Source organism: Bacillus sp. UNC437CL72CviS29, assembly GCF_000482345.1.
Classification (GTDB): Bacteria; Bacillota; Bacilli; order Bacillales; family Bacillaceae_G; genus Bacillus_A; species Bacillus_A arachidis.
The window spans coordinates 51,821-74,130 of the sequence record NZ_AXVB01000009.1 but is presented as its reverse complement, the minus strand read 5'-3'; the positions used below and the strand labels follow the sequence as shown (position 1 = coordinate 74,130).

Sequence of the window (22,310 nt, the reverse complement as noted above, 5' to 3'; positions counted from 1 at the left end):
GCAATTTACTTTATTTTTGCGTAAAATGGTTTAAAGAGGTGAAATCCGATGGAAATAGTAAAAGATAGTACTGTTATTCAACATGAAATTGAACGGTTTGTAAATAAAGATGTATATATTCATTTAGAAACAACAAATGGAGCATACGCTTCACATTTTAATGAAAAGATGATGACAGTCGGAGCATTTATTCGAAATGCAATTATTCGTTTTGAACGTGGGAAAATAACAGGAACAAATCCATACCGAGTTGGTCTCAAAATGGATCATGGTTGGGTATATGCTGAAGGCATTACACATTGGGAAGTAGACGAGAACGATCGTTTATTATTAGCAGGGCATGATAATAAAGGTCGTTTAGCAGTAGCGCTTGAATTAAGCTTAACACCATTTAAATAAGAAGGAGGGAAATGTATGGAAAGACATGTGCTTGTTGTATTTCCTCATCCAGACGATGAATCGTTTGCAGCTGGAGGAACAATTAGTTTATTAAGAAAGCAAGGAGTACCTGTGACATATGCGTGCGGAACGCTTGGACAAATGGGACGCAATATGGGAAAGAATGTTTTTGCGAACCGCGAAACGATTCCGAATATCCGTGAAAAGGAATTAAAAGATGCATGTGAAGCGATGGGCATTGAAGATTTAAGAATGCTTGGTTTCCACGATAAAACACTAGAATTTGAAGATGTAGATTTTGTAGCAGATAAAATTGAAACTGTCATTCGCGATGTACAACCATCACGAATTATTACATTCTATCCAGAGCATGGTGTTCATCCAGATCATGATGCATTTGGCCGTGCTACTGTTCGCGCTGTATCACGTATGCCGAAAGAAACACGTCCGGTCATTCATGCAGTTGCGATTACAAAAAATCGTGAGGAAGTATTAGGTGAACCAGATGTTATTAACAACATTAGTGAAGTATTCGAACAAAAATTAGCGGCTTTACGTGCGCATCGTTCACAAACAGAAGCGATGTTAGAAGAAACGGAAGTAAAGTTGCAAAACAAAGATGCTGCAACATTAAAATGGTTACAAATTGAACAATTTTGGACTTATAAATGGGAATAGGCTAGAAGATTTTCTACTAGTCTTCCATACATACAAAAGCGATGTCGCATTGTGACATCGCTTTTTCTGTTAAGTATCAGGAATGTGCATTGTGCGGTGTTGGTCAACGCTTTTGTACTTTTCTCCCTCATAAATACTTGTTCAAATGTTAATTATACTAATAATTTGAGAAAGCATAAAATATCAACACTATACTTTTAACAGAGCCAAAAATTAAAAAGAATATATATTTATTATAAAAAAATTGACAAATCAAAAAGAACGCTGTAAATTGAAGTTATATTTGAATAGTCTCTGTTAGGTGAGGCTCCTGTATAGAGAAACGCTGCTGCCCAAAAATGTCGAGAGACGCCAATGGGTCAACAGGAACGGTCGGAGAGAAGGCCCTTCTTAATGTAGCTGGTTTCAAACCTATGCTGTACAGTGCTAAAACTCAACGAGGGAGAGGTACGTGATAATTTGGAGGGATATATCTCTATGATGGTAAAAAGAGATTTCACCCTTTGTTTATTTGTGATTTTTAAAAACCTTTACTCCTTTTTGAGTAAAGGTTTTTTTATGTATACGATCATCGATATCTAATTATTTGTACTATTAAATGACCTAATGGAACTATTTATTAGGAGGAATTATGATGAAAAATAAATTAAAGCAGCTTTTGTTAACAGAAAATATTTTTATGGTAGAAGAATTTTTGAGTGATCCACCATATGATATTGCACAAGAAATTAAAAAATTTCCACTTAAAGATCAAGTATCAGTAATAGATCTGATCCCAATTACAAAAAGCTCTAAAGTCCTTAGACATATGAGTCCAGACGAACAGTATAAGATCCTAATCAATTTACCTAGAGATAAATCTAAAATATTGCTGAATAAGCAACCAGTTGATGAGCTTGTTGATTTGTTTCTAGCTATTCAGCTTAATAAAGATGGACAATTAATGTCGTATTTAAATAAAGAAACGCAACAAAAGGTAAAGGATTTAATGAAATTTAAACCTGAGACAGCAGGTAGTCTTGTAACAAGTGATTATATTTCAGCTAGAGAGGATTGGTCAATAAAAACGACTTTAGAGCATGTTAGAAAAATTGCTACAAATGTAGAATCGGTATCCTATATATATGTTCTAGATAACTACGGACACCTCAAAGGAATCGTTTCCATACGTGAGTTATTATCAGCATCGGATGAGGAAATCTTATCAAACATAATGATTCGAGATATTATCTCAGTATATGCTGAAGCCAATCAACAAGAAGCTGTAAAAAAGTTAACAGATCATGATTTATCTGCTTTACCTGTAACAACAGCTGATAAAAAAATGATGGGTATCATAACATTTGATGATGTAATGGATGTAATGGAAGAAGAGGCAACTGAAGATATCCAGAGGTTAGGTGGTAGCGAACCATTAAACCAATCATATTTTGAAGCTTCTATTTCGAGGATTTTTTCTAAACGGATTCCCTGGTTATTGCTTCTATTCATGGCTGAGGCATATACAGGCACAGTACTTCACCATTTTCAAGATGAACTTGACAAAGTGGTCGCACTTGCGTTCTTTATTCCATTACTAGTAGGTACTGGAGGAAACACAGGTACACAGGTTGTAGCAACAATTATTCGTGCAGTAGGTATCGGGGAAGTGAAGTTTAAAGACATTTTTCGTGTTATAAGAAAAGAGATGTTAATTGGTGTACTCCTTGGTCTTGCGCTTGGTACAGCAGGTCTAATTCGTGCATATATATTAGGAGTTGGAATAGAAGTTGCACAAGTTGTAGCAATTACAATGGTGTTTATTGTTGTTTGGGCTTCTATTGTAGCCGCTGCATTACCATTGATTATCAGAAGATTCAAACTAGACCCTGCCGTTGTTTCCGGACCGTTCATTACAACGTTTGTTGATGGCACTGGACTAATCATTTACTTTATGGTTGCTAAAATGATATTAAATTTATAAATATAAACTATGTATATTTCTGGTACGAAAAAGATGAGTAGCATGTTTATTTATAGCTCTAAGGTTATAGAGTCTGTTTAATGTAGAAAAAAGAGTCTCATAAGTAATATGAGACTCTTTTTTGTTTTGGTTGAAGTTTTATTACACACTACATTTTGAATGATTTTTTTAATAGAATCATAAACCAAATAAGGGTAAGACCAATGAGAGAGTGAGAGAATCCAATTATATAGGTTAATTCTTTAAAATTAGCACCATTTAGTTGAAGAAGCCCTCGAGTTGCCAGTGAAGAAAGGGTTAAAATTAATCCAATATTATGGACGATGAACCAACTATTAAAGCCCTTCACTTTATGAAATGAAAATGCTTTTGCTAATGCTAGGGCAATTAAGAAAAATAAAAACCCAAGTACGAGCGTATGTGTATGTAAAAGGTTTAGCAGAGTGGATCCTAGAATACCTTTTGATTTTGCATATTCTCTAGCGAATACACCTGATAATAAACCGATTACTAAATATACGAACGATGCATAATATAATTTTTTCATTATATACCTCCTGGTGCAAATTTTATATTGTGGGTTTTCGATTTGTAAATTTCTATTGTATTTTCAAATCATGGTGGTTACATAACAAAGACTCCTAGTGTTCCAGGAGTCATAGTATAACAAGTTTAAAATTATTGTATCATAATTATAGGGTATTCGATTATATGAAATAATTGAACTTTATGTGAACAAAGGGGATTGTAAAGGTTTGGGATTATATTTGGAATAAGAATTAAAAATCCAATTCATTTTCCGGTTTATGGAAAAAGGATATTGTGTTAAAATATCAGAAAAATCAAACACTTAAGGGTGATAAAAAATATGTCTATATTAGAGAAAATTAAAGAAAATGTTTCAAAAGTTATTGTAGGGAAGGAAGAAGTAATTGATTTAGCAATGATCGCGCTAGTTGCCAACGGACATGTCTTACTAGAAGACGTACCAGGAACGGGAAAAACAACATTAGCCAAAACACTTGCGAAAAGTATTGATGGGGCTTTTCAACGTATTCAATTTACATCGGATACGTTGCCGGGTGATGTAGTAGGATTAGAATATTTTGATATGAAAGAAAGTGATTTTAAAACGAGGAAGGGGCCTATTTTTGCGAATCTTGTATTAGTAGATGAAATTAACAGGGCGGTTCCGCGGACGCAATCAGCGTTGTTAGAGGTAATGGAAGAACGTACGGTAACAATTGCGGGCGTAACACATGTATTACCAAGCCCATTTATTGTATTGGCAACGCAGAATCCTTTAGAGTCGGCAGGAACATTTACACTTCCAGATGCGCAATTGGATCGCTTTTTATTAACCATTCGCCAAGGGTATCCAAATCGAAAATATGAGAAGGAAATGTTAAAACGATTTAAAGAAAACAATCCATTTAACGATTTACAAAGCGTTGTAACTCTCTCTGACATATTGGAGTTGCAAGAGCAATCTAAAAAGATTCATATACATGATGAGGTGGAAGAATACTTGCTTGATATTGTAGAAGCGACGCGAAATCATGATTTAGTAGAAATTGGGGTTAGTCCGCGTGGATCTTTAGCTTTTATGAGAGCCGCTCAAGCAAGAGCTTTATTAAAAGGAAGAGATTATGTAACTCCTGATGATTTGAAAGCTTTAGCATCCCCGGTTTGTGCCCATCGATTAACGTTAACGATTGAAGGGGATATGAAAACAACTAAAGTAGATGTGCTGCAAGGGATTTTAGAAAAACTTGCAGTGCCAGTGGAAAGCGTATGAATGAAATTATAAAAAGGAAACATCCGTTGTTAGAGCCACTTTTTATAGTGGGAATCGGCGCATTTTGTCTTATACTCGTCGTGTTTACCAATCAATTTTTCATTGTGGCTATCTTTTTGTTTTATTTGTTGCTAGTTGGATTTTTGTATTTGTATATGAAGGCAGTCATGAAAGTGAAATGGGAAATCTCCCAAAATCAAAAGAGGCTATTTATGAACGAAAGAGGAGAATGTGTGGTGCAGATTATAAATGAAGCACGTTTTCCAATTTTTAAAGCAGTTCTTCAGTTTCGCTCTAATGAACAAATAGAGTGGGAAACGGATCAGAAGATGCAGCGTTCGCATCACTCGTATCAAATTCCTCTCCAATTAGAAGGGCGAGATATGATAACAATTATGTTAGAGGGAAATGCACATGAAAGAGGGAGACAAGGGTGGCAAGCTGCGGAACTCATGATATCAGATCCATTTGGTCTTTTAACGTATTACTTGCCTATTGAACAAAAAAAACTCCCTGAATTTCATATTCTTCCGCAAATGTCGAAAGTAACAATACCAGAAATGACAACATGGAAACACGGATTTCGTAGAGCGGCTGTTTCTCCGTTATATGATGAAACGAAAATAGTAGGTGTGAAAGAGTATGAAGGGGAATCCTTTCGTTCGATTCATTGGGGAGCTACTGCGAAAACAGGAGTTATTAGTGCAAAAAAGTATGAATATACGCAAGGCGATCGGTATGCATTATATGTAAATCTATTAGGTAAAACGGGATATACACTTCGCACCGATATGGAATATTTAATTCAAGTTGCTGCTGGTGTATGCCGGGAGTTAATTTCACAAGATTGCTCGTTCGAACTATGGATAAATGGAGTACGGGAACAAGGTGTCATTCATTTAAAGGGCGGAAAGCACCGAAAACAACTTTATAAAGCAATGGATTTGTTGTCTTCATTAACGGAAAAAGATACACCGCTTAATACGCATTTCTTTTATCAAACAGGATTTCGCAGACAAGAAGCAGGATGTATCCCATTAATTATAGGATATCCACCTGAAAAACAAAAAGGATGGATACAAATTGTGAAGTAAAGGGAGGAACGGTGAATACATTGAAATGGGGATCGCGTGTTATATTTTGTTTCCTAGCTATTGGTCTTTGTTTTATATTAGCGATTGGAATAACGGAAGGGGTCTTTTTTGCAAAGGAACAAGTATTAGATTCTTCTCAATCAAAGGTAGGAGAGGATGGTGATTCACAAATGCCCAGAAAATGGGTATTTAAAGGAGCAGGAACGCCGGTGGAACCAGGAGAGGATTCAGGAGGATTATATGAAATAGAAGATTTTCCAGGTTTTGATAAAAATGGGTATTATAAGAAAGAGAACCACAAAGGAATTCCTCGAGATAGAAAGGTGCCACTTGGTGGCATAGAATTTCTAGGCGTTAGCACTGAAAATATATTTATACAAATTGGCATCCTTGTCTTAGTAATATTAATCATATTTTTCATCTTTCGTCTTATACGGAATAAGAGGCAGGAGATCCATCTTATTGATACGAAACAAAAAGAAATACGAAAAGTTGAGGGGAATGTAGAACAAGAAGAGCAAGATAGCTTAATCCTTCCAATAGAAGAAGTGCGTGCAATGTTAATCAAATGGGAAATGACATTACCGAAGTTTGAAAAGAGAAGATTACAAGAGACGATGCAGCAATGGTTTTCCCGTATCCATAAAGGTGATACTATTATTCCGATTTATGAGAAAGTGAGATACGGCGAAGGAACTGCTTCAAATGAGGAGTTACAGGTGATGCGGAGATGGATATATGAAAATGTAAAGAAAAGTTTATAGTGAAAAAAGAGATAAAAGGAGAAAGTTTGTTGTTAGCGGAAGTATTATAGTACTGTTTTATCCAAACTGATACGAGAAGGTGGATATAGAATGACGGTTAAAAAACTTTACTTTTTACCAGCTGGCCGCTGCATGTTGGATCATTCTTCTGTTAATAGTACGCTTACTCCGGGTAAACTCTTGAATTTACCAGTCTGGTGCTATCTGTTGGAAACGACAGAAGGTCCAATTTTGATAGATACAGGAATGCCAGAAAGCGCAGTAGATAATGAAGATCTTTTTAAGGGAACGTTTGTTGAAGGACAGATTCTCCCGAAAATGAAACCGGATGATAGAGTTATAAATATTTTAAAGCGGGTAGGTTATGCGCCAGAAGATCTTCTCTGTGTTATTAGTTCTCATTTGCATTTTGACCATGCTGGGGGGAATGGGAACTTCAACCATACACCCATTATTGTGCAACGAACTGAACATGATGCTGCTTTACATAGAGAAGAATATTTAAAGGAATGCATACTACCAAATTTGAACTATCAAATGATTGAGGGAGATTATGAAGTAATGCCAGGTGTTCAGTTGCTTTATACGCCAGGGCATTCCCCAGGGCATCAATCAGTATTTGTTAAAACGGAAAAGTCAGGTTCTGTTTTACTAACGATTGATGCATCTTACACGCAGGAAAACTTTGAGCAGGGCGTCCCATTCGCAGGATTTGATTCAGAAATGGCCTCACAATCTATCAAACGATTAAAAGAAATTGTTTTGGATGAAAAACCTATTGTTTTCTTTGGACATGATATGGAACAAGAAAAAAGTTGTAAAACATTCCCTGAGTGTTTATAATGTATCCATTTTGTAGGACGAAAAATAATATAACTACACCTTTTTTCGTATTGATTTATAGATACGATATCCGAATAAAATTTAAAAAGGTGGAAGGTATGAGGAAAATCATAATGCTGTTTAGTGTAATGATATGTTTTTGGACGTTAAGTGGTTGTGATCGCACCTATTCATATGTTGGAGAAAGTAAGCATTGGAAAGGCAAGTATATAATTTCACAGACAGATACGAGTGAATCTGGAGAAGGCACAATTATTTACAAAGGAAAAGATAGAGAAAAAATCAATGACGTAAAATGGAGAGTTGAAGATAATAGTAGTAAACAAGAGGGAACAGGATTTATTGAAAGGGGAACGATTCAATTAAAATCGTCATGTTCAGGTTGTGCAGTGCATGATAAGGAAGAAGTGTTTCTTGTGACAATTGAATGGGATGGAAAGAAAGAGAGCTTTGAAATGAGATACAAGTAGTTGATATTCCCTACCTAAAGAGGGAAATATCGGTTTAAAAAAGATGAACCGTAGAATAAAAAGCTTAGAATAGGTTATAGGAAAGAACCAAAAATGGCTTGCTTTAATATGCAAGCCGTTTTTGGTTCTGGAATTTGTAAAAAAGAACCTAGAATTTTGGTGATGAGAAATAAGCTCTTTCCTAGTTAGCGAGAGTATTATTTTGTTTCTACTTTAGGTTGAGTAAAAAAGAAGATAAAAATAATTAAAGGAAGAGCTAAAAGAAAGACTCCGTTTTTAGATGGGTGAATAGTGGGAATATCTGTTAAAGCCATGTTATCATTCCTTTGTAAGTATTTTTAATAAGTTAGGATTTACATGAAAATGTTTGGACACAACTTTTTGGAAGAACTTATAATCCCTTTTCAAGTAAGGGAGAGTAGGTTCAAGTTTAGGAACACCAAAAATTGGTCCACTCACATTAATAGTAAATCTACCAGGTGCAATAAAACTCCCCGTAACTCCAATTTCATCGTTGAGTAATAGTGCGGCGAGGATAACGTCTATTACATCAATAATCATATTCGCAGTTTGTTTTTCGAATTTACCTTCTAGTCGACTTTCTCCTGTTAATGGTCCTCCTAATGAAACGCGAAAACCTCCTGGTGTCACAAAGACTCCTATAATAGTGATCTGTCCAGTTAGTAATAGTGCGACTGTCACAATATTGAGATCGCGTTGGATAGACCGTATGACTTGTATATCTCTTGTAATTTCAATGTTTTTTTTCAATATTGTCACACCCTCTAGGTACATATTATTCTGAGCGATTGTTAAAGGTGAGTAAGGATAAGTATTAAATATAGGGGGGATGTAGGAATGGAACCGAATGTAACAATAAGTATTAGCTGATATCAATAATTAATTTTTTATAATGTTTGCTAATACTTGTTGCTCGATATTTCTTCATTACTATATTTGTTTATATCATCATCCAATCAAAAGATGTGATGAAGGATTTTTTTGTCGATATTTAACGAAAAATGTCATATTTTAATTGTCATATTATATAGTGAATGTTAAAATCAAGGTGATAAAAAATTATGAATAAACTAAAAATTGTAGAAGAAAATTTTTCTGAATTTTCCTTATAATTATTGGTGATTATTTTTTGTATATAAATCCCTTCTACTCAGAAAGAAGGTAACCTGCACTCACCATCCTTTTTGTTTTCAGCTTGTACAAAGCACGAAGAGGCCCGGACCGAATCCTCCATTTATACTCATGTTTTACATTTCACTAATGTGAAAATGTTTATATAAAACTTATTAATATGTATTGAACTATTAAACTTGTAAAACTACAGAAAGGTTTGTGGTACAGAATGAAAAAAGATACCCAACAAAGGCATCAAGGGGTCGCAATCAAAACATTAATAGCTATGAATGTACTTGCTTCACCATTTATGGGAGGAGTAACAGGAATAACAAAAGTTGCAGCTAAAACACAAGTATCGGCGGAACATGTTTTTTATGTCGAAGGTAAGGGAGATCCAGAAAAAATTAGAGCAAATGATCGACGACAATTTAAGTTTAGCCCCTATGAACCAACTGGACTATATGCAAGTCCAAACGAAAAAATCACCATTCAAGTTGAAGGAAAACAAAATATTCAAGCTTATATAGGAACATTCTCATACGATGGTGCATGGAACCAAGATTCGCTCATAAAGTCGTTCACTTTAAAACCAGGAGAAAATACAATCGAATCTCCAAATGGCGGAATGATTTATTTATATAATCCAGGGCAAGGTGGAACAGTGAAGACGGAGATAAAAACAGGTGGAACAACTAGCCCTCTGTTTGAGTTAGGAAAACATACACAACAAGATTTAGTAGACATGCTAGATAAATATCCTAATGCCCATGTGGTGGAACTAAAAGGAGAGCGTGTACTTATAACCGCAAGTCCTGCAAGAGTGAAAAAATATTTAATAGGTTCTAACACAGATCCTGTACAACTCTTAAAAAAATTAGATGAATCTATTAGAATTCAAGATCGAGTTTCTGGTTTATCTGAAAAGGAAGCGGACAAGCATTATGTACACTTTGTGGAGGATAATCACTCAACTCTTTATATGTATTCGTATTATGGTAGAACTGCGTATGTCGGAGATGCAATTCAGCATGTACTAAATGTGAAAGACTTTACAGAAAATGGATGGGGGCCTTGGCATGAAGCTGGTCATCAAAGGCAACAACTTCCTTGGACATGGGATGGATTAGGGGAAGTTACTGTAAATATTTATAGTATGTCCGTACAACGAGCTTTTGGAAATAAATCGAGGTTAGAGAACGGAACATATGACAAAGCATTTACTTATTTAAATAAGCCTCAATCCGAAAAAGACTATAATAAAATTGATGATCTCTTCGTCAAATTAACAATGTTTTGGCAATTAGACTTAGCTTTTGGGGAAGAGTTCTATCCGAAATTACATCAATTATACCGTGCAATTCCGAACGAAGAACTTCCTAAAACTAGTGACGAGAAAATACAAGATTTCATTTATAATACTTCTAAGATTGCACAGAAAAATTTACTTCCATTCTTTGATAAATGGGGGCTAATTGCTACACTAGAAACAAGACAAAAAATAGAAAATTTGAATTATCCACTTTTAGCCGCTCCTATTTGGGAAGCAACTGATTCTAAACCTGTTATTGTAGAAGAAAACGAAGAAACTCCAGATATGGAACCGAAATTAACAGTACCTGGTGGAACAACAATGAATGTAGGCGATTCATTCGACCCAATGGCAGGAGTATCCGCTATTGATAAAGAAGACGGAGACCTTACTTCTAAAGTAACAGTTGATGGTAAAGTAGATATATTTAAAGCAGGTACTTACGAGTTAACGTACACAGTTAAAGACTCTAAAGGTCATCAAGTAACTGCAAAACAAACAGTAACGGTTAAAGAGAAAGAAGAAACAAAAGATGAATCACCAGTACTAAAAGTACCTTTAGAAACTACAATTACTGAAGGAGATAAATTCGATCCAATGAACGATGTAAGTGCTACGGATAAAGAAGATGGTGAGATTACGCCAGAAGTAAAATATGAAGGTCATATAGATACAAATACACCAGGCACTTACACGATTAAATACACAGTTAAAGATTCTGCAGGTCATTTGGCAACTCAAACACAAACTATAATAGTTAATGAAAAACCTGTTGAAGACAAAGCACCAGAGTTAACAGTACCAAAAGAAACAGTATTAACAATTGATGATAAATTCGACCCAATGAGTGGGGTTAAAGCTATCGATAAAGAAGATGGTGATATCACTTCTAAAGTAACAATTGACGGTAAAGTAGATACTACTAAAACGGGTACGTATGTTTTATCATACACAGTTAAAGACTCTAAAGGTTATGAAGTAACTGCGAAACAAACGGTAACAGTTAAAGGGAAAGAAAAGTTAAAAGATGAATCACCAGTATTAACTGTACCTGCTGAAGTGAATATAAATGTAGGAGACAAATTCGATCAAATGTCAGGGGTTAAAGCTATTGATAAAGAAGATGGCGATATTACTGATAAAGTAATACATTTTGGTGAAGTAGATACAGCTAAAACTGGTACTTACGAAGTCAAGTTCCTTGTTCGTGACTCCGGCGGTAATGAGGTAACTACAATACAAAAAGTAGTTGTGAAAGATAAGGACAATGGTAACGGTTCTGATAACGGAAACAATGGTTCAGGCAACAATAACGATTCTGACACTGGTAATACCAATACCAATACTAGCACTGATAATGGTAGTACTGGTACTAACAACAGCAATGGCTCTGATACTGATAACAGTAATATCTCAAATAATAGTACTTCTGATAAAAAAGAAGATACATATAAAGAGCTTCCAAAAACGGGAGCAAGTACAAATAACAGTGCAGCAGTGGGTATATTGATGGTTCTTGCAGGTATGGTACTTACTTTTGGTCGCAAATTTAGAAAGGTACTAAAATAATTGTAACTCAGTGCATTGTATAAAAAGACATCTTCGAATAATGAAGATGTCTTTTTATCAATAAATTACTGATTTGATAAGTACGCATTGAGTGTCTTTTTTTTATTTATTAAAGGACCTGCTCAATTAGTTCGTAACAACATAAAATAAATCGAATCCGTTACATGTGAACTCCTATGTTTTCCCCTCTTACTTAAAGGAGGAACTATTATGGGCTTTGGTGGTAGTTGTGGAGGTTGTGGCTTTGCTGGAGGATTTGCATTACTCGTTGTACTCTTCATATTATTAATCATCGTTGGAGCTGCTTGCTTCTGCTAAAAAACAATGAGAGAAGGCACTCATAAGAGTGTCTTTCTTTATGAAAAAATCCCCACACAATGCACGGGGATCCAATGTAAACCTTTCAGTTGTTGAATATTCAATTAAACTTAAAGAAAGTGTGGTAATGGTCGATTACGTATTGGTGTGACAAGTAATTAAATTACTTTATTGAAGAATGCAAAAAAGTGCTGGATCTTCTGGTAGAAGCTAAAGAAATTTTCAAATTTTAATTATGATATTTACTAACTATTGTTGTGAAAGATGATATACTTATGAAATAAACATAGTCATGATACTATCGGTAGGAATCTTACTACCATTTACCCTATGCTGATGGAATCTAATTTGAATATAATAATTAAAAGGATGCGGATTATGGAAAATTACGAATGCAAAAACAGAGAAAATATATTGGAACAATTTAGGGTAACGACTCCAATTTTTCAAGCATTAGGTGATGTGAACAGGCAACAAATTATCATGATTTTACTTAAAAATGACAGCTTAAATGTAAACCAAATAACTGAACAAATGAGCATCTCGAGACCTGCTGTATCCCATCATTTAAAAATTTTAAAACAGGCAGAACTAGTTATGCCAAACAAAAACGGGAAAGAAATTTATTATTCTTTGACAACTAGTAATTTTTTGGAATATATGAAAGGATTAGTATCTGCAATTGAAGCAGGATATTAATTTTTAACTAATGCGTTTATAAGTTTTAATGGTAGAAATTTCATTGTGAATAAGAGGAGTAATTATGTTGAAAATCATTAAAAATACAATTTTATTTGTTTTATGTCTAGTAGTTCTTAGTGGTTGTTTTACAAGAGAGGGAACTGTTGTTGGTGGTAAAGTTCATGGTTCTTCAGATAGTGTATCTGGTAAGTATAAAAAATTCTCTGGTTCAGCAGCCCAAGATATGAAAGTGAAAAAAGGTGAAAATTGGGTATTTTCTTTTGATGAAACAACAAAGAAAGGAACTATAACTGCTTATGTGGTGGATTCAAATGATAATACAATATTAGAATTTAATAATGGCAAAGATCAAAAAAATATTAAAGTATCTAAAGATGATACATATAAGGTTAAAATTAAAACGGAAGAACATGGTGGAGAATTTCGAATATCATGGAAAAAAGAAAAGTAGTTTTTTGGAATCAAATAAGAAATGTATCAAGTACATTATCTTTCTCTTTTCTGTTAATTCTAATGTATTTGAGTATAATTAGTGGTGTGCTATGATTGAGTATTTCTTGTAACATAGCCACATCTTTTGTTTATGGAACTAATAGGGGATTCGTCCCATGCCCATCAACTTAAAAATATTAACTACCCCCAAGAGTAAAAAACGCTATCCTCACTAAAAGAATAGCGTTTTTTCATTATTTAAATATGATTTTATGTGTAGCTTTGGAATAAAGTTTGATCAGTTTCTATCTGTGTTATTCCAGAATCGCGCCCGATTGTAGAATATTGAAAAACACGATAACTGTAAAATAACTCCACAGTCATTTTGCTAAAGCCTCTTTTAATTTAATAAGGAAATTTTAAGAACCAACTTCCTAGTCCCAATCCATATAAAAACTCACCTTTAGCTTTTCTTGCCCACAATCTGGACAATCTAGAACATCACTTTGATTAATATCGACTAAAGGCTTTGACGGCATTTGAGTATTACATCGAGGACAAGTATGAGTGTTCGTGTAAGATTGGGTTCCTGACTTCATATGTAAATGTACTTTATTTAATAGGTAACAACACTTCTGACAAACATATAGACCGTCGTAGCATTCAAAAGACGTTTCCTTGTTATTAATAAACTCTCTGATGTATTGCCGACCTTCTTCTTCCTCATACCATTCTAAAATCGAACTCAAGTGTATATAATTAAATCCAATTCCTAAAAAAACATTTTGATTGTAAGAGCAATGTCCGCAGTTCAAATTACAAGCTATTCCCATAAATCCCAAATACCCCTCTTGTCCAGTTTAGATAGAAAACAATACAGAGAAATTTTAACACAAATATCCAGATTTTAAAGGTGTTATTCCATAAAATGGCCCGATTGTTGAATAGCATGACTAGAGTTTTTTGAACGACTTTATTGTAAATTAAATGTAGTGTAGTGCTTTAAAAAAGAAGATGTATTCTTTCATGAAAACAAATCCTAATTTTCTACAAGGGATAGTTGGGATTTGTTGGTTTTTAATAGACTTAGGGAAATGAAAACATACACCCTTCAGTTTATAATTATTGCACTTGTTCTAAAAATTGTTGAACTTCTTTTGGTGATTTTAAGATAATAACTTTTTTATCCCTAGATAATTGATCAAGTCTTTTTAAAATTACAGGTCTTTTGGTCGTTGGATATTCCCATATCCATTTGAAAAATTCTAAGTCAAATCTTTCTTCGCATCCTTCGCCCATATCTGGTCTTGTTCTATTTCGATATTGTACTATTCTTTTGAAAGCACGATAAACACATATTGTTTTATGTATATCAAGAAAGATTATTGTATCAGCTGCGTTCAGTCTTATTTCCATTGTCCCACCATAATTTCCATCAATAATCCATTCTTCTTCTTTAATTAAATCATTTTGCACTTTTCTTTGTTCATTCTTTGGAACACCTACCCAATTAGGTTTCCAAAATAATGCATCAAGATGATAAACATTTATTTTTAATTTTTCACCTAAGCGTCTTGCTAATGTAGATTTCCCTGAACCGCCCGAACCAATAAGTATAATTTTTTTCATAAACCGCTCCTTATTGTCTCATTAAAAAAATGTTTTAGACTATTTCTTTAAGCACTACAGAAACAACTTTATTGTCATTTAACATGGAACTATCGCCACCATTCTTTAACGGTAATTTTATGTGATTTTTCATTTTTATCTATAATTTCTACAAGACAATCATATTTTTCTAGCTCAGCACCAGAAATACCAATGTGTGAGTTTTCAAGATTAAAAATGATGCTTGCTGTTGCAGAAAAAACATTGTCTAAGGGAATATTTGCATTTTTTAAAAGACGTTCGAAGTCTTTTCCTAAATCATCTAAAGACTCCTTTATTACTGGAATTTCAAAAGCTTTAGGTTTAATATTTCTTCCTAAAATATCTATAACTATGCTATCTATATTTTTCTCTTTAGCAATATTATATAAATGTTTAAAAACAAACCCGTTGTCTCTACAATTCATTAAACTTAAATAGCTATGAACAGTATTATGTCCTATACTCTTTAATAATTTTAACCTAGCCATTTTAGCACCTCCTGTACTATTTTCTTCAAAATATATTATAAGCAACATTCTAAAATTATCCTGCTTCATTCGTTTAATAAAAAAGGTGAAATCCCTTCTCCACTTAGATAAGTTATTTCATCGCATCATTTTTAAAAACGTCGCAACTTTCTTCAAAACTTCGCGTCTTTTTTAGAAACATCGTGACTTTATTATAAAACTATATCATCTGAATTTAATGGAGATTTCTCCTACAAAAGTAGTAGGATTTTTATTTGAATTTGCTACCTCAGTTGGATTTATCATATTTCAACTTCGATATAATAGTAAATAGGTATATTGGATATGGAGATACATTACAATGATTATACATACTTCAGATTTAGAATTACAGTAACTACTCAACCCGTAGTTACCAATAAAGAAAGGAATAAGCAGAATGATACAGAACATATACGAAACTCATTTACATGTAAGAGATTTAGAAAAGGCGATAGATTTCTATCAAAATAAGTTAGGGTTAGCATTAGCAAGAAAACTATCCAAAAGAAAAGTGGCTTTCTTTTGGGTAGGAGAGAGTAAAAAGCAAATGATTGGACTATGGGAAGTACATAATATTGAAGATTTTGAGATGAAACACTTTGCTTTTGATGTAGATTTAGAATTTCTAAAGACTTCTAAATTGTGGTTAGAGAATCGTGGAATAGAAGTGGTGGGAAGCCAAGGAAAAGGAAATCAAGAGCCAATTGTCCAAAGATGGATGCCAGCTGCAAGTGTATACTTTCTGGATTGTGATGGAAATAAATTAGAGTTTATTTCTATGTTACATGATAATCCAGATGAATTGGAATATGCATCCTATTTAAGTGAATGGGATGCGGAACACCAAGAAAAATAAACGAGATTGTATCTATAAAACGGAAAAAACGTTGATTTTATCACTCTAAGAGATAGTACCGATCTCAAAAACGTTGGTATTTAAATTGAAACGGCAAGCGGTTACACTCCGCTTGCCGATTTTTCATAGCTTCGTATGTATTTGAATTCCTTTTGCTTTTTCTTCTTTACCCTTCACACGTACAATTAAATCATATGATCCGGATTTTGGTGCTTCAAAAGAAAGTAAACCTTCTTTTTGGGAAGTGACTTCTTCTTCATAAATGACCTTGTCGTCTTTTGTGACTTGCAATAAAATCGTACCTTCTTCAACGGCCGCCTCAAAAGGAATTTCCACATTCCCTTTTTCAATTTTAATTGTTTGCACATCATGATACCCTTGCAGGGACCCAATTTTTAAAGTCGTTTCGCCGTTTTCTTGCACCTTTGTGACGTTTGTTGCTGTATTGCATGCGCTTAATAATACAACAAGAGTTAGAATGAGAAATGAACGTAGCAATTTCATAGAGATTCTCCTTTCTTTTTTATCATTATAAAATTTTTTCTTATAAAAAATAAAGCTTTAGCTTTTGTGAAAATCTATTTATTTCATAGAATAGAAGGTATTATGGTATTATTTTGTTAATTTACACAAAATATATTTTCATCTAGAGTAAATACGAAAATATATTTTAAATAGGAAGGATGAATTTTGCCATTTATGAAAAACGATCTTTTTAGAGTAAGCTTCGATAGTTTAGAAGAGTTTGCTGATGTAATCAGTGAGATTCTGCAATGCCCAATTACGATTGAAGATGTGAATCACCGCCTTCTCGCATATAGTACCCATGATGAAAGAACAGACTCCGCCAGAATTGCGACTATTATGGGGCGCCGCGTACCTGAAAAAATAATCAATAACTTGTGGAAAGAGGGCATTATTCCCGCTCTTCTAAAAAATTCTGAACCTATTCGTGTAAAAAAGATAGATGATATTGGTCTCGGTGACAGGGTTGCGATTTCTATTTGGAACAAAGAGGACGTCTTAGGATTCATTTGGGCTTTGGAAATCGAGAAAACTTTCAGTGAGCAAGATTACGCATTGCTGAGAAAAGCTGCGGAATCCGTGAAAAGCAAGTTATTACAGCTTCAAATCCACAAAAACAAAAAAAATGAACGATCGCAAGAGTTTTTGTGGAAGTTGCTTACCAATCATATGCAGGTAAACGAAGAAATCATTGAAAATTTTCACCTGCTTCATATTTCTCCCGCTTCCTTATTTACCGTTGCCGTATTCCATTTTGACCAAGAAATTACAAGTGAAAAAGAAAAACAAATTTCTTATTTGTTAAAAACAAGTCAACATTTGAAAGTTTTACTTTCTACAATTGATCGTAACCAGTTGATTCTTCTTACCTCATTGGATAATGTAAATCGACCTTTCCATGAAATCAGCGCTTTCATCGAAAAATTTATATACAAAATGGAAAAGAGATTTGGTATAAAATCTATCAAGCCGGCATTCAGCAGTATTTATAGTGATTACCAAAAGATTAGTAAAGCTTACAAAGAAACACTAAAGGTTCTAGCTATAAAGGAAAAGTTCCCTTCTGACACAACTGATATCCACAGTTATCAAGACATGGGGATTTATCAATTAATCGATATTCTACTGGAACAAAGGAAGCATGAAGAGTATGAAAACCAGGCGTTGCAAAAGCTATATGAGTATGACCATAAGCATAATAGCGATCTTGTTGAAACATTGGAAACCTTTCTGAATAAAGATAGCAATGTTGGCGAAGTGGCCCAAGCTTTGAACATTCATGCAAATACACTGAGTTATAGATTGAAACGTATTTGTGAAATCAGTGAAATTGATTTAAAAGATCCAAATCAAAAAATGATTTTGTATTTGGATCTCAAGTTACAAAAATTTATGTAACAGCATCCTTTTGTGGAATTCCACAAAAGGATGCTGTATTTTTCTTTGTTCTCAACGATGAAAAAACATATGTAATCCCCTATACTCGAATTACAACAAAATAACGCAAAGATTAGTTAAGGGAGGCAATCTAATGATTATCGGAGTTCCAAAGGAAATAAAAAATAATGAAAATCGTGTCGCACTTACGCCTGCAGGAGTTATTCCATTTGTGACAGCTGGCCATAAGGTATTGGTTGAAACAAATGCAGGTGTTGGCAGTGGATTTAGAAATGCAGACTATGTACATGCTGGTGCCGAAATTATTGAAAGTGCTGCTGAAGTATGGAACCGATCAGAAATGATTATGAAGGTAAAAGAACCTCTTGCTAGCGAGTATATGCACTTCCGCCCGGGCCTAATTTTGTTTACATACTTACATTTGGCTGCTGAACCCGCTTTAGCTCAAGCTCTTAAAGATAAAAGCGTAACCGCAATTGCCTACGAAACAGTAGAAGTGAACCATACACTTCCTCTCCTTACACCAATGAGTGAGGTAGCTGGACGTATGGCTGTGCAAATCGGGGCCCAATTCCTACAGAAGTCGAATGGTGGCCAAGGCATTCTCCTTGCAGGGGTTCCTGGTGTAAGCCGAGGTAAAATTGCCATTATCGGCGGTGGTGTTGTAGGAACAAATGCTGCGAAAATGGCGATTGGTCTTGGTGCCGATGTTACGATTATTGACTTAAACGCTGATCGCTTACGCCAACTGGATGATATTTTCGGTACTCAAATCAAAACATTGATGTCCAATCCGTTCAATATCGCGGAAACGGTAAAACAAGCAGATCTTTTGATTAGTGCAGTATTAATTCCTGGCGCCAAAGCCCCTAAGCTTGTTACGGAAGAAATGGTAAAAACAATGAAGCCTGGATCTGTAATCGTGGATGTAGCGATTGACCAAGGAGGCGCTGTGGAAACGTGTGACCATGTAACTACTCATGATAATCCAACATTTGAAAAGTATGGAGTTCTGCACTACTCCGTTGCAAACATGCCAGGTGCTGTTCCGAGAACATCTACTATTGCTTTAACGAATGTAACAACTCCGTATGCATTGCAAATTGCCAACAAGGGCGTGCAAAAAGCTATTTTTGAAAACGATGCGTTAAAACTTGGCGTAAACATGCTCAACGGTGAAATCACATGTGCAGTAATTGCAAAAGAACTTGGATACACTAGTGTGTCTTTAGAAGAGGCTCTCGAAAAGGGGATTATATGTAATTAAGTTTCCTTTCAATAGATTCCTTCATAATGGACTGTTATCGTAGGACATGGGTAGCAGTTTTAATAGACAACGTTTAGTACAATCATTTATTACCTAAAGAACATATAAAGAAACAACAATCATGGTTGCTGCCTATGCGGAAGGTTACGAACATGAGATAGTTAAATGTACGAAGGTTCTAATATAAGTAGCTTTAAATAAAGCACTGGTATTGTGGAATACAGCCCCTGCTTGTTTCTCCTCCAATCACTTGATTCAAGCAGTTACTGGGGGAGAAATTACACTATCGTATCTTCTTAAGTAGATAAGGTAGTGTAATTATTATCAAATTCTTGTATGTATAGAAAATTTCAATCCATTTGATAGTCAATACAAACAAATGTGGAATCGTTACCATATCTATTATAGAAGATTGAGGATTATACCAAAAAGAAAACGTCTTTTCTTCTGGATACCTTGAAAGTATGATTTGTATATTTTACAAGTGTATATCTATACTTTCATGTAGTTTCCATACTGCTAAGAGATAATTTAGTCTTTAGAAATACACGATTTTCATGCATCAATCAAACATTGTAGGAACAGTAACAACGCCTCTATGGTGAATTGCCTCAATATTCATGAAAATATTGTACAAATCCCCACCGAATTATATACAAAAGGAAGACGTATTATTAATTTAATACAAGAGGTATGGTAAACAATAATCAATGTAGCCGATAAAGGAATTGAATTTGATATTTTGAAGAAAATGGTTGAGGTACATTGAAGTACGATATGTATCGTCGGTAGAGAAAGGATTGGTACATTTTTTATAAGATAAATGAACGTATATAACACCATAGGAGGAAATGACATTGATTTATAGAAAAGTGGCATTTATAGCAATCTTATTAATTGCGTTGCTAGTAGGATGTTTGGGTGCAAAACCAGAAGAAGAATTATATGTTGCTTTTGAAAATGCAGCAAATCAAGAAAAAACATTATTTGATAATGTGAAAATATTTGAGCAGTTAGAAACAAAAGCGCAAGAATTGTACAATCAAATTATACAAGAAGGAAAAGAACAAAACAAAGCGGTGATACAACAAATAGAACAGGCTGTTATAAATGTAAATGAACGTGAAAAATTGTTGAAAACTGAACAAGATGTACTAGAAAAAGCGCAAAAAGAAGTAAAATCAGTTCATAGTTATATAAATAAAATCGAGGATAAAAAATTACAAAAACAAGCAAAAAAGGTAGCAGAAGTTTATACAAATCGTTATGAAGCTTTTCGGAAAATGAATGAAAGTTACAAAAAATCACTAATACTCGAAAAAGAACTTTATGAAAAGTTAAAAGACAAAGAAACAAAACTAAAAGAGATTAGTGAGAAAGTTAAAGCTATCAATATATTGAATGAAGAAACACTAAAAGAAAAAGAAAAGTTCAATCAATATACTAAAGAGTATAATGAAGGAAAATTAGCATTCTACAAAGCAGCAAAAATTAAAATAAAAGAGAAAAAGCAAGAAAAATAAATATCAATTAAGTATCTTGCCACCTCATTCCTAAAGACAAATCAAAGCTCTAAATAGCTTTTCACTTGAAGGAGGTTTTTTATGGGCTATGATACGGTTGCATCTTTAAAACGCATGCAACGACTACAGCAAGGTGAAGTAGCAACAGGACAAAAAAATGTTTTAAAACGAGTAAATTCAAGCTTGGAGATTATAATGTTTATTCCAGGATTATTCTTAGCTTTCTCGACTTTCACATTAACTTTCTGGATATATTTCTTTTATTTTTTAATAAAGGAATATACTGCTAAAACATATCTAGTAAAAAACATGGATACTGGTGAAAAATTTCGAGTTGATAAACAAGAATTTAAACAATACAAAAAAGCGTTCAGATCGAAAGAGGTCGCAAAGGAATTGATTAGTTAGTAGCTTTAATAAGTAAAATTAATAATAGCAGGGTTTTAAATGTAAGAATATTAGGAAAATAACTCTTTTATTGTAGTTATTTCTTGACTTAATTTATGACAATACATTTTGCACATCATATCAAAAAGGAGTCTCTTATGAAATATTTCTCAATAAGTTTAGTAATTTTATTTCTAATTGTGATATATAGTTGTATTATTTTTGGTTCACGTGCAAATAGCTGAAAAAAAGGGTTCTGATGTTCAACATGGCTGGAATCGTTGTAAGCATTGTCTTGTCTCCTAAAAAGTATAAATTTATTTAATCCTCGTTGAATTTGCCGGCGCATAGGTTTATTTGAAAGATAATCTAAGATAAAGATAGTTTTTTCGATTCTTCCTATCTCTCTTAAAGCTTTTGCTACTATATTTTGACGTGTATAAGAACTTAATTTCCCAACAATATTTACAAGTGTTCTGTAAACTAATCTTGTTACATTCATCACCAAAAGTTAACGGAACTTTAATTCTGTTAACTAAAATAATGAGTGACCCCCAAAAGTAGTGATCGCTGCTGTACCCCTAATATATTCCAAAAACATCTATTGATCAGAATATATGCCAATCTAAAACAAAGGATATTTTCAAAAATATTACAAATAAAGACAATATCTTGCAAATCGATAGAATTTTCTTTATTATCAAAATATTACTATATAT

Annotated in this window: 22 protein-coding genes, 1 pseudogene and 1 riboswitch; of the genes and pseudogenes, 17 read left to right on the top strand and 6 right to left on the bottom strand. The window is 33.8% G+C overall.

Annotation, left to right across the window (positions count from 1 at the left end; all coding sequences use genetic code 11):
• Positions 1-48 precede the first annotated feature (48 nt).
• The 3 genes from M014_RS0109725 (at position 49) to mgtE (ending at position 3,040) form a co-directional block, all read left to right on the top strand.
• On the top strand, positions 49-399 hold the full coding sequence (locus M014_RS0109725; protein WP_026591547.1) for a YojF family protein: 351 nt from the start codon (positions 49-51) through the stop codon (positions 397-399).
• Between the two features lie 15 nt (positions 400-414).
• Positions 415-1,077, top strand: coding sequence for a bacillithiol biosynthesis deacetylase BshB2 (gene bshB2, locus M014_RS0109720; protein WP_026591546.1), 663 nt, complete (start codon positions 415-417; stop codon positions 1,075-1,077).
• A gap of 286 nt (positions 1,078-1,363) precedes the next feature.
• A riboswitch (M-box (ykoK) riboswitch) is annotated at positions 1,364-1,530 on the top strand.
• A 181-nt stretch (positions 1,531-1,711) separates the two neighbouring features.
• Positions 1,712-3,040, top strand: coding sequence for a magnesium transporter (gene mgtE / locus M014_RS0109710; protein ID WP_026591545.1), 1,329 nt, complete (start codon positions 1,712-1,714; stop codon positions 3,038-3,040).
• Between the two features lie 148 nt (positions 3,041-3,188).
• On the opposite strand, the gene M014_RS0109705 is transcribed toward mgtE, so the two are convergent.
• Positions 3,189-3,587, bottom strand: a complete 399-nt coding sequence (locus tag M014_RS0109705) for a DUF2871 family protein (protein WP_026591544.1) — start codon at positions 3,585-3,587, stop codon at positions 3,189-3,191.
• A gap of 321 nt (positions 3,588-3,908) precedes the next feature.
• On the opposite strand from M014_RS0109705, the gene M014_RS0109700 reads away from it, so the two are divergent.
• The 5 genes from M014_RS0109700 (at position 3,909) to M014_RS26745 (ending at position 8,009) form a co-directional block, all read left to right on the top strand.
• Entirely contained in the window at positions 3,909-4,838 is a 930-nt protein-coding gene (locus tag M014_RS0109700) for an AAA family ATPase (protein ID WP_026591543.1), read from the top strand.
• Positions 4,835-5,932 carry a DUF58 domain-containing protein gene (locus M014_RS0109695; RefSeq protein ID WP_026591542.1) on the top strand — a complete coding sequence of 366 codons (1,098 nt, stop codon included), beginning with the start codon at positions 4,835-4,837 and terminating at the stop codon, positions 5,930-5,932. The genes M014_RS0109700 and M014_RS0109695 overlap by 4 nt, the downstream gene beginning before the upstream one ends.
• An 11-nt stretch (positions 5,933-5,943) precedes the next feature.
• Positions 5,944-6,696, top strand: a complete 753-nt coding sequence (locus tag M014_RS0109690) for a hypothetical protein (protein WP_026591541.1) — start codon at positions 5,944-5,946, stop codon at positions 6,694-6,696.
• Positions 6,697-6,786: 90 nt separating this feature from the next.
• Positions 6,787-7,539 carry a quorum-quenching N-acyl homoserine lactonase AiiA gene (aiiA, locus tag M014_RS0109685; protein ID WP_026591540.1) on the top strand — a complete coding sequence of 251 codons (753 nt, stop codon included), beginning with the start codon at positions 6,787-6,789 and terminating at the stop codon, positions 7,537-7,539.
• Between the two features lie 98 nt (positions 7,540-7,637).
• Positions 7,638-8,009 (top strand): hypothetical protein, encoded by a 372-nt coding sequence (locus M014_RS26745; protein WP_035414809.1) that lies wholly within the window; start codon positions 7,638-7,640, stop codon positions 8,007-8,009.
• A gap of 318 nt (positions 8,010-8,327) precedes the next feature.
• On the opposite strand, the gene M014_RS0109675 is transcribed toward M014_RS26745, so the two are convergent.
• Positions 8,328-8,789 carry a hypothetical protein gene (locus tag M014_RS0109675; RefSeq protein WP_372440524.1) on the bottom strand — a complete coding sequence of 154 codons (462 nt, stop codon included), beginning with the start codon at positions 8,787-8,789 and terminating at the stop codon, positions 8,328-8,330.
• Positions 8,790-9,372: 583 nt separating this feature from the next.
• Here M014_RS0109675 and M014_RS26740 point away from each other — a divergent pair.
• The 4 genes from M014_RS26740 (at position 9,373) to M014_RS0109655 (ending at position 13,495) form a co-directional block, all read left to right on the top strand.
• Positions 9,373-12,024: an immunoglobulin-like domain-containing protein gene (locus M014_RS26740; RefSeq protein ID WP_051588568.1), complete on the top strand. Its 2,652-nt coding sequence runs from the start codon at positions 9,373-9,375 to the stop codon at positions 12,022-12,024.
• A 210-nt stretch (positions 12,025-12,234) separates the two neighbouring features.
• Positions 12,235-12,342 carry a YjcZ family sporulation protein gene (locus tag M014_RS28185; RefSeq protein ID WP_000505670.1) on the top strand — a complete coding sequence of 36 codons (108 nt, stop codon included), beginning with the start codon at positions 12,235-12,237 and terminating at the stop codon, positions 12,340-12,342.
• 378 nt (positions 12,343-12,720) lie between these two features.
• Positions 12,721-13,041 carry a metalloregulator ArsR/SmtB family transcription factor gene (locus tag M014_RS0109660; protein ID WP_026591538.1) on the top strand — a complete coding sequence of 107 codons (321 nt, stop codon included), beginning with the start codon at positions 12,721-12,723 and terminating at the stop codon, positions 13,039-13,041.
• 64 nt (positions 13,042-13,105) lie between these two features.
• Positions 13,106-13,495, top strand: a complete 390-nt coding sequence (locus M014_RS0109655; RefSeq protein WP_026591537.1) for a hypothetical protein — start codon at positions 13,106-13,108, stop codon at positions 13,493-13,495.
• Between the two features lie 1,103 nt (positions 13,496-14,598).
• Here the strand turns inward: M014_RS0109655 and M014_RS0109645 are convergent.
• Positions 14,599-15,105 (bottom strand): DNA topology modulation protein, encoded by a 507-nt coding sequence (locus M014_RS0109645; protein ID WP_026591535.1) that lies wholly within the window; start codon positions 15,103-15,105, stop codon positions 14,599-14,601.
• A gap of 89 nt (positions 15,106-15,194) precedes the next feature.
• Positions 15,195-15,614: a hypothetical protein gene (locus M014_RS0109640; protein ID WP_026591534.1), complete on the bottom strand. Its 420-nt coding sequence runs from the start codon at positions 15,612-15,614 to the stop codon at positions 15,195-15,197.
• 418 nt (positions 15,615-16,032) lie between these two features.
• Here M014_RS0109640 and M014_RS0109635 point away from each other — a divergent pair, with 418 nt between their 5' ends.
• The gene (locus tag M014_RS0109635) at positions 16,033-16,491 is read left to right on the top strand and encodes a VOC family protein (RefSeq protein ID WP_026591533.1); all 459 of its coding nucleotides are present in this window, start codon (positions 16,033-16,035) and stop codon (positions 16,489-16,491) included.
• 123 nt (positions 16,492-16,614) lie between these two features.
• Here the strand turns inward: M014_RS0109635 and M014_RS0109630 are convergent, their stop codons facing one another.
• Complete coding sequence (locus tag M014_RS0109630; protein ID WP_026591532.1) at positions 16,615-16,995, bottom strand: BA_1872 family lipoprotein; 381 nt, start codon at positions 16,993-16,995, stop codon at positions 16,615-16,617.
• A 195-nt stretch (positions 16,996-17,190) separates the two neighbouring features.
• On the opposite strand from M014_RS0109630, the gene M014_RS0109625 reads away from it, so the two are divergent.
• The 4 genes from M014_RS0109625 (at position 17,191) to M014_RS0109610 (ending at position 21,612) form a co-directional block, all read left to right on the top strand.
• A complete protein-coding gene (locus tag M014_RS0109625; protein WP_026591531.1) occupies positions 17,191-18,414 on the top strand; it encodes a PucR family transcriptional regulator in 1,224 nt (407 codons plus the stop codon).
• Positions 18,415-18,547: 133 nt separating this feature from the next.
• Positions 18,548-19,681, top strand: a complete 1,134-nt coding sequence (gene ald / locus M014_RS0109620) for an alanine dehydrogenase (protein ID WP_026591530.1) — start codon at positions 18,548-18,550, stop codon at positions 19,679-19,681.
• Between the two features lie 857 nt (positions 19,682-20,538).
• The gene (locus M014_RS0109615; protein ID WP_026591529.1) at positions 20,539-21,204 is read left to right on the top strand and encodes a YkyA family protein; all 666 of its coding nucleotides are present in this window, start codon (positions 20,539-20,541) and stop codon (positions 21,202-21,204) included.
• A gap of 81 nt (positions 21,205-21,285) precedes the next feature.
• Positions 21,286-21,612 carry a hypothetical protein gene (locus M014_RS0109610; RefSeq protein ID WP_026591528.1) on the top strand — a complete coding sequence of 109 codons (327 nt, stop codon included), beginning with the start codon at positions 21,286-21,288 and terminating at the stop codon, positions 21,610-21,612.
• A 295-nt stretch (positions 21,613-21,907) separates the two neighbouring features.
• Here M014_RS0109610 and M014_RS30610 read toward each other — a convergent pair.
• A pseudogene (locus M014_RS30610) lies at positions 21,908-22,045 on the bottom strand (Tn3 family transposase); the annotation flags it as partial.
• Positions 22,046-22,310: the final 265 nt, after the last annotated feature.